The sequence below is a fragment of the Kitasatospora sp. NPDC057904 genome (assembly GCF_042887925.1).
In the GTDB taxonomy this organism is placed as follows: Bacteria; Actinomycetota; Actinomycetes; order Streptomycetales; family Streptomycetaceae; genus Kitasatospora.
In genome coordinates this window covers 233,667-248,374 of sequence record NZ_JBHVOL010000005.1, presented here as the reverse complement: position 1 = coordinate 248,374, position 14,708 = coordinate 233,667, and the positions used below count along the sequence as shown (strand labels likewise).

The 14,708-nt window shown below is 71.4% G+C and carries 13 protein-coding genes and 3 tRNA genes; 14 read left to right on the top strand and 2 right to left on the bottom strand.

What is annotated here, in order from left to right:
• Nucleotides 1–98 precede the first annotated feature (98 nt).
• From gyrB to ACFVSN_RS15520, 8 genes are all read left to right on the top strand, one after another.
• Complete coding sequence (gene gyrB, locus ACFVSN_RS15555) at nucleotides 99–2,123, top strand: DNA topoisomerase (ATP-hydrolyzing) subunit B (RefSeq protein ID WP_380441751.1); 2,025 nt, start codon at nucleotides 99–101, stop codon at nucleotides 2,121–2,123.
• 131 nt (nucleotides 2,124–2,254) lie between these two features.
• Nucleotides 2,255–4,792, top strand: coding sequence for a DNA gyrase subunit A (gene gyrA, locus ACFVSN_RS15550; RefSeq protein ID WP_387955599.1), 2,538 nt, complete (start codon nucleotides 2,255–2,257; stop codon nucleotides 4,790–4,792).
• 225 nt (nucleotides 4,793–5,017) lie between these two features.
• On the top strand, nucleotides 5,018–5,668 hold the full coding sequence (locus ACFVSN_RS15545) for a DUF3566 domain-containing protein (RefSeq protein ID WP_380441753.1): 651 nt from the start codon (nucleotides 5,018–5,020) through the stop codon (nucleotides 5,666–5,668).
• A 251-nt stretch (nucleotides 5,669–5,919) separates the two neighbouring features.
• Nucleotides 5,920–7,314 carry a class I SAM-dependent methyltransferase gene (locus ACFVSN_RS15540; protein WP_380441765.1) on the top strand — a complete coding sequence of 465 codons (1,395 nt, stop codon included), beginning with the start codon at nucleotides 5,920–5,922 and terminating at the stop codon, nucleotides 7,312–7,314.
• Between the two features lie 16 nt (nucleotides 7,315–7,330).
• A tRNA-Ile gene (locus ACFVSN_RS15535) sits at nucleotides 7,331–7,407 on the top strand.
• Between the two features lie 93 nt (nucleotides 7,408–7,500).
• Nucleotides 7,501–7,574: transfer RNA gene (locus tag ACFVSN_RS15530), tRNA-Ile, on the top strand.
• Between the two features lie 256 nt (nucleotides 7,575–7,830).
• Nucleotides 7,831–7,959 carry a DLW-39 family protein gene (locus tag ACFVSN_RS15525; protein ID WP_014137031.1) on the top strand — a complete coding sequence of 43 codons (129 nt, stop codon included), beginning with the start codon at nucleotides 7,831–7,833 and terminating at the stop codon, nucleotides 7,957–7,959.
• A 167-nt stretch (nucleotides 7,960–8,126) separates the two neighbouring features.
• Nucleotides 8,127–8,199: transfer RNA gene (locus ACFVSN_RS15520), tRNA-Ala, on the top strand.
• 68 nt (nucleotides 8,200–8,267) lie between these two features.
• Here ACFVSN_RS15520 and ACFVSN_RS15515 read toward each other — a convergent pair.
• A complete protein-coding gene (locus ACFVSN_RS15515; protein ID WP_387955433.1) occupies nucleotides 8,268–9,005 on the bottom strand; it encodes a DUF5324 family protein in 738 nt (245 codons plus the stop codon).
• 229 nt (nucleotides 9,006–9,234) lie between these two features.
• On the opposite strand from ACFVSN_RS15515, the gene ACFVSN_RS15510 reads away from it, so the two are divergent.
• A complete protein-coding gene (locus tag ACFVSN_RS15510; RefSeq protein ID WP_380508446.1) occupies nucleotides 9,235–10,140 on the top strand; it encodes a rhomboid family intramembrane serine protease in 906 nt (301 codons plus the stop codon).
• Between the two features lie 368 nt (nucleotides 10,141–10,508).
• Here the strand turns inward: ACFVSN_RS15510 and crgA are convergent, their stop codons facing one another.
• Complete coding sequence (gene crgA, locus ACFVSN_RS15505) at nucleotides 10,509–10,757, bottom strand: cell division protein CrgA (RefSeq protein ID WP_380440808.1); 249 nt, start codon at nucleotides 10,755–10,757, stop codon at nucleotides 10,509–10,511.
• Nucleotides 10,758–10,925: 168 nt separating this feature from the next.
• On the opposite strand from crgA, the gene ACFVSN_RS15500 reads away from it, so the two are divergent.
• The 5 genes from ACFVSN_RS15500 to ACFVSN_RS15480 all read left to right on the top strand — a co-directional run bounded on the left by ACFVSN_RS15500 (nucleotide 10,926) and on the right by ACFVSN_RS15480 (nucleotide 14,645).
• The gene (locus ACFVSN_RS15500) at nucleotides 10,926–11,690 is read left to right on the top strand and encodes a DUF881 domain-containing protein (RefSeq protein ID WP_380440810.1); all 765 of its coding nucleotides are present in this window, start codon (nucleotides 10,926–10,928) and stop codon (nucleotides 11,688–11,690) included.
• A gap of 69 nt (nucleotides 11,691–11,759) precedes the next feature.
• Complete coding sequence (locus tag ACFVSN_RS15495; RefSeq protein WP_363647589.1) at nucleotides 11,760–11,939, top strand: hypothetical protein; 180 nt, start codon at nucleotides 11,760–11,762, stop codon at nucleotides 11,937–11,939.
• Between the two features lie 57 nt (nucleotides 11,940–11,996).
• Complete coding sequence (locus tag ACFVSN_RS15490) at nucleotides 11,997–12,662, top strand: aminodeoxychorismate/anthranilate synthase component II (protein WP_380440812.1); 666 nt, start codon at nucleotides 11,997–11,999, stop codon at nucleotides 12,660–12,662.
• Nucleotides 12,663–12,667: 5 nt separating this feature from the next.
• Nucleotides 12,668–13,813 carry a class E sortase gene (locus ACFVSN_RS15485; protein ID WP_387955430.1) on the top strand — a complete coding sequence of 382 codons (1,146 nt, stop codon included), beginning with the start codon at nucleotides 12,668–12,670 and terminating at the stop codon, nucleotides 13,811–13,813.
• Between the two features lie 34 nt (nucleotides 13,814–13,847).
• The gene (locus tag ACFVSN_RS15480; protein WP_387595445.1) at nucleotides 13,848–14,645 is read left to right on the top strand and encodes a class E sortase; all 798 of its coding nucleotides are present in this window, start codon (nucleotides 13,848–13,850) and stop codon (nucleotides 14,643–14,645) included.
• The last annotated feature ends 63 nt before the right edge of the window (nucleotides 14,646–14,708 follow it).

The window sequence follows — 14,708 nt, the reverse complement described above, 5'->3', positions numbered from 1 at the left end:
CTCTGTCAGTCGTACCGGTAGACTGAGAGCCAAACACTGTTGCTAGTGGCAACCGAGTCGAAACGCCGTGGTCGCACGCCCGCCCACACGGGGTGGGGATGCGGCCCGCGCTGTGCCAGAGAGGGCGCTTCGTGGCCGATTCCGGCAACCCCAGCCAGACCCCAGACCAGACCGACCAGGCTTCCTACACCGGTAGCAACATCCAGGTGCTGGAAGGCCTCGACGCCGTCCGCAAGCGCCCCGGCATGTACATCGGCTCCACCGGTGAGCGCGGCCTGCACCACCTGGTGCAGGAGGTCGTGGACAACTCCGTCGACGAGGCGATGGCCGGGTACGCCGACACCATCGATGTCACGATCATGGCCGACGGCGCGATCCGCTGCGTCGACAACGGCCGCGGCATCCCGGTCGACATCGTCCCGGGCCAGGACAAGCCGGCCGTCGAGGTCGTGCTCACCGTCCTGCACGCCGGCGGCAAGTTCGGCGGCGGCGGCTACGCGGTCTCCGGCGGTCTGCACGGCGTCGGCGTCTCCGTGGTGAACGCGCTGTCCACCCGGCTGTCGGTGGAGATCCACAAGGACGGCCACCGCTGGACCCAGGACTACAAGATGGGCGCGCCGACCGCCCCCCTGGTCAAGGGCGAGACCACCGACAAGACCGGTACGACCGTCACCTTCTGGGCCGACCCGGACATCTTCGAGACCACCGTCTACTCCTTCGAGACGCTCTCCCGGCGCTTCCAGGAGATGGCGTTCCTCAACAAGGGCCTGTCGATCTCGCTGACCGACGAGCGCCCCGAGCACGTGGACGAGGAGGGCAAGCCGCTCACCGTCACGTACAAGTACGACGGCGGCATCGCCGACTTCGTCGCCCACCTCAACTCCCGCAAGGGCGAGGTCATCCACCCCTCGGTCATCGACTACGAGGCGGAGGACAAGGACAAGGCGATCTCGGTGGAGATCGCGATGCAGTGGAACACCTCCTACACCGAGGGCGTCTACAGCTTCGCGAACACCATCCACACCCACGGCGGCGGCACCCACGAGGAGGGCTTCCGCGCGGCGCTGACCGGCCTGGTCAACCGCTACGCGCGCGACAAGAAGCTGCTCCGCGAGAAGGACGACAACCTCTCCGGCGAGGACATCCGCGAGGGCCTGACCGCGATCATCTCGGTCAAGCTCGGCGAGCCGCAGTTCGAGGGCCAGACCAAGGACAAGCTCGGCAACACCGAGGCCAAGACCTTCGTCCAGAAGGTCGTCCACGAGCACCTGAACGACTGGCTGGACCGCAACCCCAACGAGGCCGCGGACATCATCCGCAAGTCCATCCAGGCCGCCACCGCGCGCGTCGCCGCCCGCAAGGCCCGCGACCTCACGCGCCGCAAGGGCCTGCTGGAGTCCGCCTCGCTGCCGGGCAAGCTGTCGGACTGCCAGTCCAAGGACCCCTCCGAGTGCGAGATCTTCATCGTCGAGGGTGACTCCGCCGGCGGCTCGGCCAAGCAGGGCCGCGACCCGCGCACCCAGGCCATCCTGCCGATCCGCGGCAAGATCCTGAACGTCGAGAAGGCCCGGATCGACAAGGTGCTGCAGAACACCGAGGTCCAGGCGCTGATCTCGGCCTTCGGCTGCGGCATCCAGGAGGACTACGACGAGTCCAAGCTCCGGTACCACAAGATCGTCCTGATGGCCGACGCCGACGTCGACGGTCAGCACATCCGCACCCTGCTGCTGACCCTGCTGTTCCGCTTCATGCGGCCGCTGGTCGAGTCCGGGTACGTCTACCTGGCCATGCCCCCGCTGTACAAGATCAAGTGGGGCAAGGACGACTTCGAGTACGCCTACTCCGACCGCGAGCGCGACGCGCTGATCGCGGCCGGCGTGGAGGCCGGGCGCCGGCTCCCCAAGGACGACGCGATCCAGCGCTTCAAGGGTCTCGGCGAGATGAACGCCGAGGAGCTCCGGGTCACCACCATGGACGCCGAGCACCGGCTGCTGCTCCAGGTCACCCTGGAGGACGCCGCCCGCGCCGACGAGCTGTTCTCCGTGCTGATGGGCGAGGACGTCGAGGCCCGCCGCTCCTTCATCCAGCGAAACGCCAAGGACGTCCGCTTCCTGGACGTGTGACGCCGCCCGACCGGCAGCCGCACGTACCAGTCCGCGTGAAAGGAAACTGACCACCAGTGGTCGACGACAACCGTCCCGACGGCGAACAGCCCGAGACCCCCGTACCCGCCGAGGCCACCGCCCAGGCGACCATGCGGATCGAGCCGGTCGAGCTCGAGACCGAGATGCAGCGCTCCTACCTCGACTACGCCATGAGCGTGATCGTCAGCCGGGCGCTCCCCGAGGTCCGCGACGGCCTCAAGCCGGTGCACCGCCGCGTGCTCTACGCGATGTACGACGGCGGGTACCGGCCCGAGAAGGGCTACTACAAGTGCGCCCGCGTCGTCGGCGACGTCATGGGCAACTACCACCCCCACGGCGACACCTCCATCTACGACACCGTGGTCCGCCTGGCCCAGCCGTGGTCGCTGCGGATGCCGCTGGTGGACGGCAACGGCAACTTCGGCTCCCCGGGCAACGACCCGGCCGCGGCCATGCGCTACACCGAGTGCAAGATGATGCCGCTGGCCATGGAGATGATGCGCGACATCGACGAGGAGACCGTCGACTTCGCCGCCAACTACGACGGCCGCTCGCAGGAGCCCACCGTCCTGCCCGCGCGCATCCCCAACCTGCTGGTCAACGGTGCCACCGGCATCGCGGTCGGCATGGCCACCAACATCCCGCCGCACAACCTCCGCGAGGTCGCCTCCGGCGCGCTCTGGGCGCTGGAGCACCCGGACGCCTCCAACGAGGAGCTGTTGGAGGCCCTGATCGAGCGGATCAAGGGCCCGGACTTCCCGACCGGCGCGCTGATCGTCGGCCACCGCGGGATCGACGACTACTTCCGCACCGGCCGCGGCTCGGTCACCATGCGGGCCGTCGTCGAGGTCGAGGAGATCCAGGGCCGCCAGTGCCTGGTGATCACCGAGCTGCCCTACCAGGTCAACCCGGACAACCTCGCGCTGAAGATCGCCGACCTGGTCAAGGACGGCAAGGTCGCCGGCATCGCCGACGTCCGCGACGAGTCCTCCTCGCGCACCGGAACCCGCCTGGTGGTCGTGCTCAAGCGCGACGCGGTCGCCAAGGTCGTGCTGAACAACCTGTACAAGCACACCGAGCTGCAGACCAACTTCGGCGCCAACATGCTGGCCCTGGTCGACGGCGTGCCGCGCACGCTGTCGCTCGACGCCTTCATCCGGCACTGGGTCAACCACCAGGTCGAGGTCATCGTCCGGCGCACCAGGTTCCGCCTGCGCAAGGCCGAGGAGCGCGCCCACATCCTGCGCGCGCTGCTCCGCGCGCTCGACGTGATCGACGAGGTCATCGCGCTGATCCGGGCCTCGGCCAGCGCCGACGCGGCCCGCACCGGCCTGATGGAGCTGCTGTCCATCGACGAGCTCCAGGCCAACGCGATCCTGGAGATGCAGCTGCGCCGCCTGGCCGCCCTGGAGCGCCAGCGGATCACCGACGAGCACGACGAGCTCCAGCGCAAGATCGACGAGTACAACTCGATCCTGGCCTCGCCGACCCGCCAGCGGGAGATCATCTCCGAGGAGCTCACCGCGATCGTCGAGAAGTACGGCGACGAGCGGCGCTCGACCCTCATCCCGTCCGACGGCGACCTCTCCATCGAGGACCTCATCGCCGAGGAGGACATCGTCGTCACGATCACCCGTGGCGGCTACGTGAAGCGGACCCGCTCCGACCTCTACCGCTCGCAGAAGCGCGGCGGCAAGGGCGTGCGCGGTGCCCAGCTCAAGCAGGACGACATCGTCGACCACTTCTTCGTGACGACGACCCACAACTGGATCCTGTTCTTCACCAACAAGGGCCGGGTCTACCGCGCCAAGGGCTACGAGCTGCCGGACGCCGGGCGCGACGCCCGCGGCCAGCACGTGGCCAACCTGCTGGCCTTCCAGCCGGAGGAGCACATCACCCAGGTGATGGCCGTCCGCACCTACGAGGACAAGCCGTACCTGGTGCTCGCCACCCGGGCCGGCCTGGTCAAGAAGTCCGCGCTGAAGGACTACGACTCCCCGCGCTCCGGCGGCCTGATCGCGATCAACCTGCGCCAGGACGAGGCGGGCCGGGACGACGAGCTGATCGGCGCCGAGCTGGTCTCCTCCGAGGACGACCTGCTGCTGGTCTCCAAGAAGGCCCAGTCGATCCGCTTCACCGCGACCGACGACGCCCTGCGGCCCACCGGCCGCGCCACCTCGGGCGTCAAGGGCATGGCCTTCCGCGAGGACGACGAGCTGCTCTCGATGAACGTCGTCCGCCCGGGCACGTTCGTCTTCACCGCCACCGACGGCGGGTACGCCAAGCGCACGGCGGTGGACGAGTACCGTGTTCAGGGACGCGGCGGCTACGGCACCAAGGCGGCGAAGATCGTCGAGGGCCGGGGTTCGCTGGTCGGCGCGCTGGTGGTCGACGACACCGACGAGATCATGGCGATCACCCTGTCGGGTGGGGTGATCCGCACGAGGGTTTCCGAGGTTCGTGAAACCGGACGTGACACCATGGGCGTCCAACTGATCAACCTCGGAAAGCGCGACGCGGTCGTGGGCATGGCCCGCAACGCGGAGGCCGAGGACGAGGAGACGTCGGAGGACGAGGTCGAGGGCACCGAGTCCACCGAGATGGCCGAGGGTACGGAGACGGCCGCCGGCGGCGAAGCCGGCGTCTGACCGAACCGTTGGCCGGTGCCGTCGCGTCCTCAGTGAGGGGATGCGGCGGCACCGGCCGCCGACCAGTTCCGGGCAATCCCGCCGGGCGCTGGATGTCGAGTGACGAACAGGGCGGTTCCCCCGCCCTGGCGGGAAGTGCGGGAGGACCAGGTGAGTGGAGCCACGGGTGCTGCGGGAGGAGCCTCCGGCGGCCGTCCGGGCGCGCAGGGCGGGGGTGGGTACGGCGTGCCGCAGCCGCCGGCCGAACACCCGGCCGCGTCCACCTCGCTGATGCCACCGGTCGGCGCGGCGGGCCAGAGCGGTGCCACGTACGGCGGTCAGACGCCGGCCCCGGGCGCCCAGGGCGGGGCCGGCGGGTTCTCCCAGCCGACCACCTACGCCAAGGGGCAGCCGACCCCGGCCCGGGGCACCCGGACGGGGAACACCCCGCCCGGCGGCACGCCCGTCCCCGGGGCCGCGCGCCGACCCGGCACCGGAGCCCCGGCCGCCGGCCCGGGCCTGGGCCGCACGCGCAAGGCCCGTCTGCGGGTGACCAAGGTCGACCCGTGGTCCGTGATGAAGGTCAGCTTCCTGCTGTCGCTGGCGGTCGGGATCATCATCATCGTGGCCGCGGCCGTGCTGTGGATGACGCTGGACTCGCTCGGCGTCTTCGACTCGCTGTCCAAGACCCTGAAGGACGTCACGGGGTCGGACAGCAACGGCGGCATCAACATCATGGACTACATCGGCTTCGGCAAGGTGATGACCTTCACCTCGCTGATCGCCGTGGTGGACGTCGTGCTGCTGACCGCGCTGTCCACGCTCTCCGCGTTCATCTACAACGCCGCGGCCGGCTTCACCGGCGGCGTCGAGCTGACCCTCGCCGAGGAGGACTGACCCGGCCGGATCCTGATCCACGGTCAGAACTCCGTCCCCGGACGGAATGGACGGGCCCCGGAGGCTGTTTCAGCCTCCGGGGCCCGTCGGCATTTCGGGTGACAGCCGGCCGCCCGCGGCGTGCCGCCCGGATTCGGGCCGGCCGCGGTGGGATTTGCTGGATGCCGCCCGTTCCGCGTCAGGGAGTGCCGCAGGCCGCCCCCGGTCCGCCCGACCGGGTCGTGCAGGACGACTGGACGGAGGCGCGCTCGATGGCACAGCTCGCAGGTCAACTGGTCGAGGCCCTGGAAGGGCTGCTGGGGGTGCAGGTCCCGCTGCGGGTCCAGGCCTGGGACGGCAGCGTCGCCGGCCCGCCCGGCGCCCCCACCATCGTCCTGCGCAACCGCCGCGCGCTGCGCCGCCTGCTCTGGGCCCCGGGCGAGCTCGGCCTGGCCCGCGCCTACGTCTCGGGGGACCTCGACGTCGCCCCCGGCGGCGACCTCTACGAGGTGCTCGACGCCGTCGGCCGGTTCTCCGAGCTGCCGCGGATCCGCACCCTGGAGTTCGGCCCGGCCGACGTGGTCGGCCCGGAGGGCCGCCGGGCGCTCGCCGCCGTCCTGCGGGCCGGCGCGGTCGGCCCCCGGCCCACGCCGCCCCCCGAGGAGGCCCGGACGGCCCGGGGGCGGCTGCACAGCCGCGGCCGGGACCGCGCCGCCATCAGCCACCACTACGACGTCGGCAACGACTTCTACGGGCTCGTCCTGGGCTCCTCGATGGTCTACTCGTGCGCCTACTGGACGCCGGACTCGAAGAGCCTGGAGGACGCCCAGGCGGCCAAGCTCGACCTGATCTGCCGCAAGCTCGGCCTGCGGCCGGGGATGCGCCTGCTGGACGTCGGCTGCGGCTGGGGCTCGCTGCTGCTGCACGCGGTCCGGCACTACGGCGTCACGGCGGTCGGCGTCTCCATCTCGGCGGAGCAGGTCGCGCTGGCCCGCCGGCGGGTCGAGGAGGCCGGGCTGGCCGACCGGGTGGAGGTCCGGCTCCAGGACTACCGGGAGACCGCCGACGGCCCCTTCGACGCGATCTCCAGCGTCGGCATGGCCGAGCACGTCGGCGAGGAGCAGTACCGGGTGTACGCCGAGGGCCTTTACCGGCTGCTGGTGCCCGGTGGCCGGCTGCTCAACCACCAGATCGCGCGCCGCCCCGACCACCCCGGCGAGGAGCACCGCACCAGCCCGTTCATCGACCGCTACGTCTTCCCGGACGGCGAGCTCTCGCCGGTCGGTTCCACCGTGGCCCGGCTGGAGGAGGCCGGCTTCGAGGTCCGCGACGTCGAGTCGCTGCGCGAGCACTACGCGCTGACGCTGCGCGAATGGGTGGCCAACCTGGAGGCGCACTGGACGGAGGCGGTCCGGCTGGTCGGCCGCGGCCGGGCCAGGGTGTGGCGGCTGTACATGGCGGCCTCCGCGCTGGCCTTCGAGCAGAACCGGATCGGGATCAACCAGGTCCTCGCCGTCCGCAGCACCGAGGAGGGCGCGGCCGGCCTGCCGGCGACCCGGGAGGAGTGGCTGCTGCGGCGCTCCACCGGGGCGCCGCGGCTCGGCGCCGGGGTCCCTGCCGCGACCCCCGCCGGAACGGATTTGGGGGATCGGCGGTCGGTCCGCTAATCTTTCAGTGCGGCAAGGGCCTATAGCTCAGACGGTTAGAGCGCTTCCCTGATAAGGAAGAGGCCACAGGTTCAAGTCCTGTTAGGCCCACCACCGCGAAGGGCCCGGAGTGGATCACTCCGGGCCCTTCGGCGTTTCCCGGTTTTCGTTCCACGGCCAGGTTCCGGTAACCTCTGCGTGTGGCGAGGGCCTATAGCTCAGACGGTTAGAGCGCTTCCCTGATAAGGAAGAGGCCACAGGTTCAAGTCCTGTTAGGCCCACCTCCCCGAAGGGCCCGGAGTGGATCACTCCGGGCCCTTCGGCGTTTCCCGGCGTCAATCCCGCGGTCCGGGCGCGGGGTTGGCGGCAGCGGTGGCTGGTCACGATTGGGACACCGGTGTGTATCATCGGCCGCAAGGGCAGTCTGGCACCCGGCGGCCCCGTAGGCGTTCGAAAAGAACTGGACTCGTCGGCCCGGTCACTCCGGCCGGAACTCGGCTCTTGAGTCCACTTATGCAAGAAGGACGAGGTCCCGCGGTGAAGAAGCTTCTCCTGGTCGCCCTGGTCGCCCTCGGCGGCTTCTTTGTCTACCGTCAGGTCCAGGCGGACCGCGCCGAGCAGGACCTGTGGACCGAGGCCACCGACCCGGTTCCGGCCGGTCGCTGACCTCCGGGCGATCTGACGATCGACGATCTTCGGGGGCGCTCCGCGCGCCTCCTCGGGTCGGCCGACCCGGTCCCGGACCGGGTCGGCCGATTCCCTCAGGGGGACGGCACCGGTAGGCCGCCGGAACCCGGTACGCTAGTGCCCGTCGGCACCGGCGGTGCCGTAGAGGGGCATTAGCTCAGTTGGTAGAGCGCTGCCTTTGCAAGGCAGATGTCAGGAGTTCGAGTCTCCTATGCTCCACAGTTCGCAGTACCAGCCGATCGGCCGTTGACCTGAGTCCGGGTCAACGGCCGATCGGCGTTCCGGCGTCAGTGCGGCTTGCGCGGGTCGTGCGGCTTGGGGCGGTCGTCGGCCGGGGGAGCGGGCTCGTCGGCCGCCCCCTCGGGGCCCGTGCCGTTGACCGGTGCGGCGGAGGAGCCGGTCGCGTGGGCGCCGGCCGGCTGCGCGGCCTGCGGCGCCGGGGGCTCGACCAGCCACTCCGGGTTGCTGTGCCGGCGCCACCACTGCCAGGCGAGGACCCCGCCGCCGATCGCCACCGCGCCCGCCACGGCGAGGCCGGCGGCCCGGCCGTTGTGCTGTTCCTTCCTGGCGTTGCGGGCGGCGAGGTCGCTGATCTCGGCGGAGCTGACGTGGCCCTGGAGGGCGGTGAGCGCGGCGGCGCCCCGGGCCTGGGCCTCCTGCGCGACCGGGACGACCGCGGCGCGGGCGTCCCCGACCGCCTGGACGACCCTGGGGGCGACCGTGGAGCGCGCCTGGTCCGCGGCGCGGGCGGCGGAGAGGCGGGCGGCCAGTGCGGCCTCCTGGGCCCGGTGGAAGGCCTTCAGGGCGTTCTCCTGGGCGTCCGGCGGGAGGTTGGCGAAGGCGTGGCCGAACTGGGGGGCGAGGTGCCGGTCGTACTGGACGCGGAGGCTCTGGGCGGCCTGGGAGGCCTTCGGCCCGAGCGCGTCGAGGGCGGGGCCCAGGCGCTGCTTGGCGCCGTCCGCGAGGTGCGCGGCGGTGTCCCGGGTCCTGGCGGCCGTCTCACGAGCTGAGTCCAAACGGGTCACGGGTTCTCTCCTCCTGGGTGGCGTCCTATATGCACATATCCACCTGAATGCTGATCATGCATCCTGATTTGTCCGACGGCACCCCGGGGTGGGCCGTCTGCGGGTGTCGCGGGTGCTTGGGGAGGGGGACCGGCGGGGCAGGATCGAGAGTGGGGACGACGTCCGCCGCCGGGGCGGCCGCAGTAGGCTGGCGGCTCCGGTGGTCCTGTACGGGAAGGGGAAACCGCTGATGCTCCCGGACGAGCCGAGGCCGCCGGCCGATGGGGTCCAGGCGTCCACTCCCGAGGCCGTTCCGCCCGGGTGCTACCGCCATCCGCAGACGCCCACCGGCATCTCGTGCACCCGCTGCGGGCGTCCGGTCTGCCCGTCGTGCATGGTGCCCGCCTCGGTGGGCTTCCAGTGCCCGGAGTGCGTCAGCGGCGCGCACGCCCAGGTGCGGCGGCCGACCACCCGCTACGGCGGGGCGCTGACGGCCGACGGCGCGCTCGTCACCAAGGTCCTGATCGGGATCAACGTCGCGGTCTTCGTGCTCGCCGCCTACGTCTTCTCGCCGTGGCTGGTCCAGGACTGGTCGCTGTTCAGCGCCGGGCGGGCGATCCCGGGCGGTCCCGGGGGCGTCGCCGACGGCCCCGGCCAGTGGTACCGGCTGCTGACGGCGACCTTCCTGCACGTCCAGGTCTGGCACATCGGCTTCAACATGCTGGCGCTCTGGTGGACCGGACCGGTGCTGGAGGCGGTGCTCGGCCGGGCGCGCTTCCTCGGCCTCTACCTGCTCTCGGGCCTGGCCGGCAGCGCCTTCGCCTTCCTCGTGGCCGGCAACCTGATGAACTCGGTCGGGGCCTCCGGGGCGATCTACGGCCTCTTCGGGGCGACGCTCGTGCTGCAGATCAGGACCCGCAGTCCGATCGGCCCGGTGATGGCCCTGCTGGTCTTCAACCTGATCCTCACCTTCTCGATGTCGGGGATCGACTGGCGCGCGCACGTGGGCGGCCTGGTGGTGGGGGCGCTGACCGCGGTTGGCCTGATGTTCGCCCCGCGCGAGCGCCGCGGGCCGGTCCAGGCGCTGACGATGGCGGGCGCGCTGGCCGTCGTCCTGGCGATGGTGCTGATCGGGATGGCCCGCTACGGCGCCTGACGCCGGCGGCCGTTGTCCACAACGGGTGCGGGGTTGTGCACAGCCCGTGTGGTGCGCCGGGTGTGGACAGCTGTTCTACGCGTGTCCGCCTGTGCGGTTCGCGCTCTCACGAAGTGCTGTCCACAGCTGTGGACAGCACTTGGCGCCCAAGTTATCCACAGGCTGGGGACACTTTTCCCCAGTGTGGATAACCATGTGGATAAAGGCGACAGTGCGATTGTGGGGATAGCTGCCTGGCCGGTCGCCCGGCTCCGGGCACGCCTCGACGCCGTCCCGGGTCGAGCTGTCCGGAACGGCGGAGGGGCCGTGTCAGGGGGTCGGAAGGGCCGATCGGCGGCGTGATCCGGCCAGGGCGTGGGCCCCGGCCGTCACTTCCACTGGGTGGAGACGCCGAAGCCCGCCGCGATGAAGCCGAAGCCGACCAGGATGTTCCAGTTCCGCCAGCTCTCGACCGGGTAGTTCCCGCTCGTCACGTAGTAGGTGACGATCCACACCAGCCCGATCAGGAACAGTGCCAGCATCAGGGGCGCGACCCAACTGCGGCCCGAACTGATCTTCACCACGGCCGTCGTCGGCGGGGTGTAGTCGGACTTCTTGCGGAGTCGAGACTTCGGCACGAGGAGCTCTCCTGTCGATGCGCTGTGAGACCGCGCAGGGGTGCAGCGGGGGCGGGTCGGCCGGCGTCACTCGTGGAGAACGCTGGGGACGGCTCCCGCACGTGCCACCGGCGTCCGTTAGCGTAGTGGCTCGGCGGGTCTTAAGGAGATAAGGGTACGGTGCCTAATTTGTCGATTCCCCCTCGGCCGACCCGTACCCGTCGATCCGGCATCCGAATTGTCGGCCGTGCCCTGACCTGCGCCGTCTTCGCGCTCGCCGGTCTGCTTTTCTACATCAGCGCACAGACCGCCCGCGGGACCGACCTGCGGACCGACAACTCGCTCCTCAGCCTCGGCGACGTGATACGCCAGCGCAGCGCCCAGAACCAGCAGGCGCAGGCCCAGCTCGCCGACCTCCAGGCCCGCGCCCAGGCGCTCACCGAGCAGCGGAGCCAGAACCCGGCCGACACCGCCCGGCTGGACGGCCTCCGGCTCGGCGCCGCGCTCGAGCCGCTCCAGGGCGGCGGCCTGACCGTCACCCTCAACGACGCCCCGCCGAACGCCACCGCCCGCATCCCCGGCGTCCCCGAGCCGGGCGTCAACGACCTGGTCATCCACCAGCAGGACATCCAGGCCGTGGTCAACGCGCTGTGGCGGGGCGGCGCCGAGGGCGTGCAGGTCATGGACCAGCGGCTGATCTCCACCAGTGCCGTCCGCTGCGTCGGCAACACCCTGCTGCTCCAGGGCCGGGTCTACTCGCCGCCCTACGTCGTCAAGGCCGTGGGGAAGACCGACGACCTGCGCGCGGCCGTGGACGGGGACCCGACGATCCGCAACTACCTGCGCTACGTCCAGGCGTACGGACTCGGCTGGAAGGTCCAGGAGAGCGGCGACCTCGCCCTGCCCGGCTACTCGGGCACCACCGACCTCCGTTCGGCGGGCGGCCAGCAGTAGCGGACCTGCCTGGACGCCGTGGAATGCGGGTCTACTCTTGACCCCAGTCTGCTACGTCGAGGGAGCACCATGTACGGCTGGATCTGGCGTCACCTCCCGGGGAACACCCTGGTCAAGGCCGTCATCTCGCTGCTCCTCATCCTCGGGGTGGTCTACCTCCTGTTCACTTACGTCTTTCCGTGGGCGGAACCGCTACTCCCCTTCGGTGACGTCACAGTGGACGGCGGTGACGGTGCTGCGGCCGGCTGAGCCGGCCGGCCCCGCTCTTCCCCTCCAGTCCCCGCGAGCCACGGAGATAGCGCGCGAATGACCACCCAGCGGACCCAGCCCCGGATCCTGGTCGTCGACAACTACGACAGCTTCGTCTTCAACCTGGTCCAGTACCTGTACCAGCTCGGCGCCACCTGCGAGGTGGTGCGCAACGACGAGGTGACCGTCGAGCACGCCGTCCGCCGCGGCAGCGGCGACGAGGGCTTCGACGGGGTGCTGCTCTCCCCCGGCCCCGGCGCGCCGGAGGAGGCCGGGGTCTGCATCGAGATGGTCCACCACTGCGCGCGGATCGGACTGCCCGTCTTCGGCGTCTGCCTGGGCCTGCAGTCGATCGCCGTCGCGTACGGCGCGGTGGTCGGCCGGGCGCCGGAGCTGCTGCACGGCAAGACCTCACTGGTCGAGCACGAGGACGGCGGGGTGTTCGAGGGCCTGCCCTCGCCGCTCACCGCCACCCGGTACCACTCGCTGGCGGTCGACCCGGCGACGGTGCCGGAGGACCTGGTGGTCACCGCCCGCACCGAGAGCGGCGTGATCATGGGCCTGCGGCACCGCGAACTGCTGGTCGAGGGCGTGCAGTTCCACCCCGAGTCGGTGCTCACCGAGGGCGGGCACCGGATGCTCGCGAACTGGCTGGCGGAGTGCGGCCACCCGCAGGCCGTGGACCGGTCGGCCGGGCTCGCCCCGGTGATCGGCCGGGGCTGAGCGGCGTGACCGCACTGCGTCCCGAGGGGCGTTACCAGCCGGAGGCGGGACCGTACGGGGACGGGCGGCAGCCCGCGGACCAGTACGGCCAGGCCGAGTACGGCGGAGGCCGGCAGGTCGACGGCCAGTACGGCTACGGGCAGTACGGCGGCCAGTACCAGGGCGCCCACCAGTCCCAGCCGGTCCAGCCCGCCCCGCCCGGGCAGGCGGGCGCGGAGGACGGCTGGGGCGTCTACGAGCAGGCCGCCGACGCGCCCGAGTACCCCTGGCTGCCCGACCAGACCGTGCAGCTCCGGCTGCCCGCCGGGGAGGGCCCGGCCGCCGCCGAGGCGGCCCCGCCCACCGGCGGCCGGGCCGAGCGCCGGCGGGCCGCCCAGGGGCGCACCTCGGTGCGCCCGGGCGGCGGGCGGCGCCGGGCCTCCGGCAAGGGCGCGGGGCCGCGGGCGCGGCCCAAGGAGTCCCCGGTCGTGATCGCGGCGCGCCTGGTCGGCGAGCTGTGCATCACGCTCGGCGTCGTCATGCTGCTCTTCGTCTCGTACCAGTTGTGGTGGACCAACGTGCAGGCCGACGCGGCCGCCGACGGCGCCCGCAGCCAGCTGGAGAAGCAGTTCGACGCCGCGCAGCCCGGCCAGCCGGGACAGCCGGCACCGGATCCGGCGAAACCCGAGACGTTCGAGCCCGGCAAGGGCTTCGCGATCATCTACCTGCCCAAGCTCGGGCTGAAGTTCCCGATCGCCGAGGGCACCTCCAAGTCGGCGGTGCTCGACAACGGCCTGGTCGGCCACTACACCGGCACCGGCATGCCGGCCGACAAGGCCGGCAACTTCGCGCTCGCCGCGCACCGCAACACCCACGGCGAGCCGTTCCGGTACATCAACAAGCTCGGCAAGGGCGACCAGGTCGTGGTGGAGACCGCCACCGCGTACTACACGTACGAGATCACCGGCGGCATCCCGGAGACCTCCCCCAGCAACGTCAGCGTGATCAAGGCCGTCCCGAACGGTTCCGGCTACACCGGCCCCGGCCGGTACATCACCCTCACCACCTGCACCCCGGAGTTCACCTCCAAGTTCCGCCTCATCCTGTTTGGCAAGATGACCGAGGAACGGCCGCGCAGCCAGGGCAAGCCGGCCGCGATCGCGGGCGGGTAGCCACCCGGCCGCAGGCGACGGAGGGGGAGCACCGGTGACGCAGGACGAGACGGCCGTGGAGGCCTTCCCGGAACCCGGTCCGGGCGGTGCGCCCGGACCGGAGCCGGCGCGGCGCGGGAGGGGCCGGGCGCCGGCCGTCCTCGGGGTCCTCGGCGAGCTCCTGATCACCCTGGGCCTGGTGCTCGGCCTGTTCGTCGCCTACTCGCTCTGGTGGACCAACGTCGAGGCGGACCGCTCGGCGTCCGAGGCCTCCGACAAGCTGCGCAGCGCCTGGGCCGCGGGCCCCACCGGCACGCCCTCGCCGACGCCCGGAGCGACGGCCGCCGCGCCCGCCTACGCGGCCGGGGACGGGGTCGGCTTCCTGCACGTCCCGGCGATGGGCAAGGACTACCAGGTGCTGATCCGGATGGGCGCCGACACCGACACCCTGGCCGAGGGCGTCGCCGGGGTGTACGAGCAGCCGTACCGCGCCGCGATGCCCTGGGACGCGACCGGCAACTTCGCGCTGGCCGCGCACCGGGACGGCCACGGCGCCAAGTTCCACGACCTGGACGCCGTTCGCAGGGGCGACGCGATCGTCGTCGAGACCAAGGACAAGTGGTACGTCTACAAGGTCGACAACACCCTGCCGGAGACGTCCAAGTACGACACCGGCATCGTCGCGCCCGTCCCGACCGGCTCCGGCTACACCGCCCCGGGCCGGTACATCACGCTGACCACCTGCACGCCGGTCTACACCTCGCGCTACCGGATGGCGGTGTGGGGGAGCCTGGTCCGGGTGGATCCCGTGGACGCCGGGCGGACCCCGCCGCCCGAGCTGCGGCACTCCTGAGCCGCTCCTGCCCGCCGGAGAACGCCCGAGGGCCCGCCGCAGTCGCTGCGACGGGCCCTCGGT

Bases quoted from the DNA above. Each gene is read 5' to 3' on its own strand.
- gyrA (WP_387955599.1), top strand. From the start codon at position 2,255: ATGCGGATCGAGCCGGTCGAGCTCGAGACCGAGATGCAGCGCTCCTAC.
- ACFVSN_RS15540 (WP_380441765.1), top strand. From the start codon at position 5,920: ATGGCACAGCTCGCAGGTCAACTGGTCGAGGCCCTGGAAGGGCTGCTG.
- gyrB (WP_380441751.1), top strand. From the start codon at position 99: ATGCGGCCCGCGCTGTGCCAGAGAGGGCGCTTCGTGGCCGATTCCGGC.
- ACFVSN_RS15510 (WP_380508446.1), top strand. From the start codon at position 9,235: ATGCTCCCGGACGAGCCGAGGCCGCCGGCCGATGGGGTCCAGGCGTCC.
- ACFVSN_RS15495 (WP_363647589.1), top strand. From the start codon at position 11,760: ATGTACGGCTGGATCTGGCGTCACCTCCCGGGGAACACCCTGGTCAAG.
- ACFVSN_RS15490 (WP_380440812.1), top strand. From the start codon at position 11,997: ATGACCACCCAGCGGACCCAGCCCCGGATCCTGGTCGTCGACAACTAC.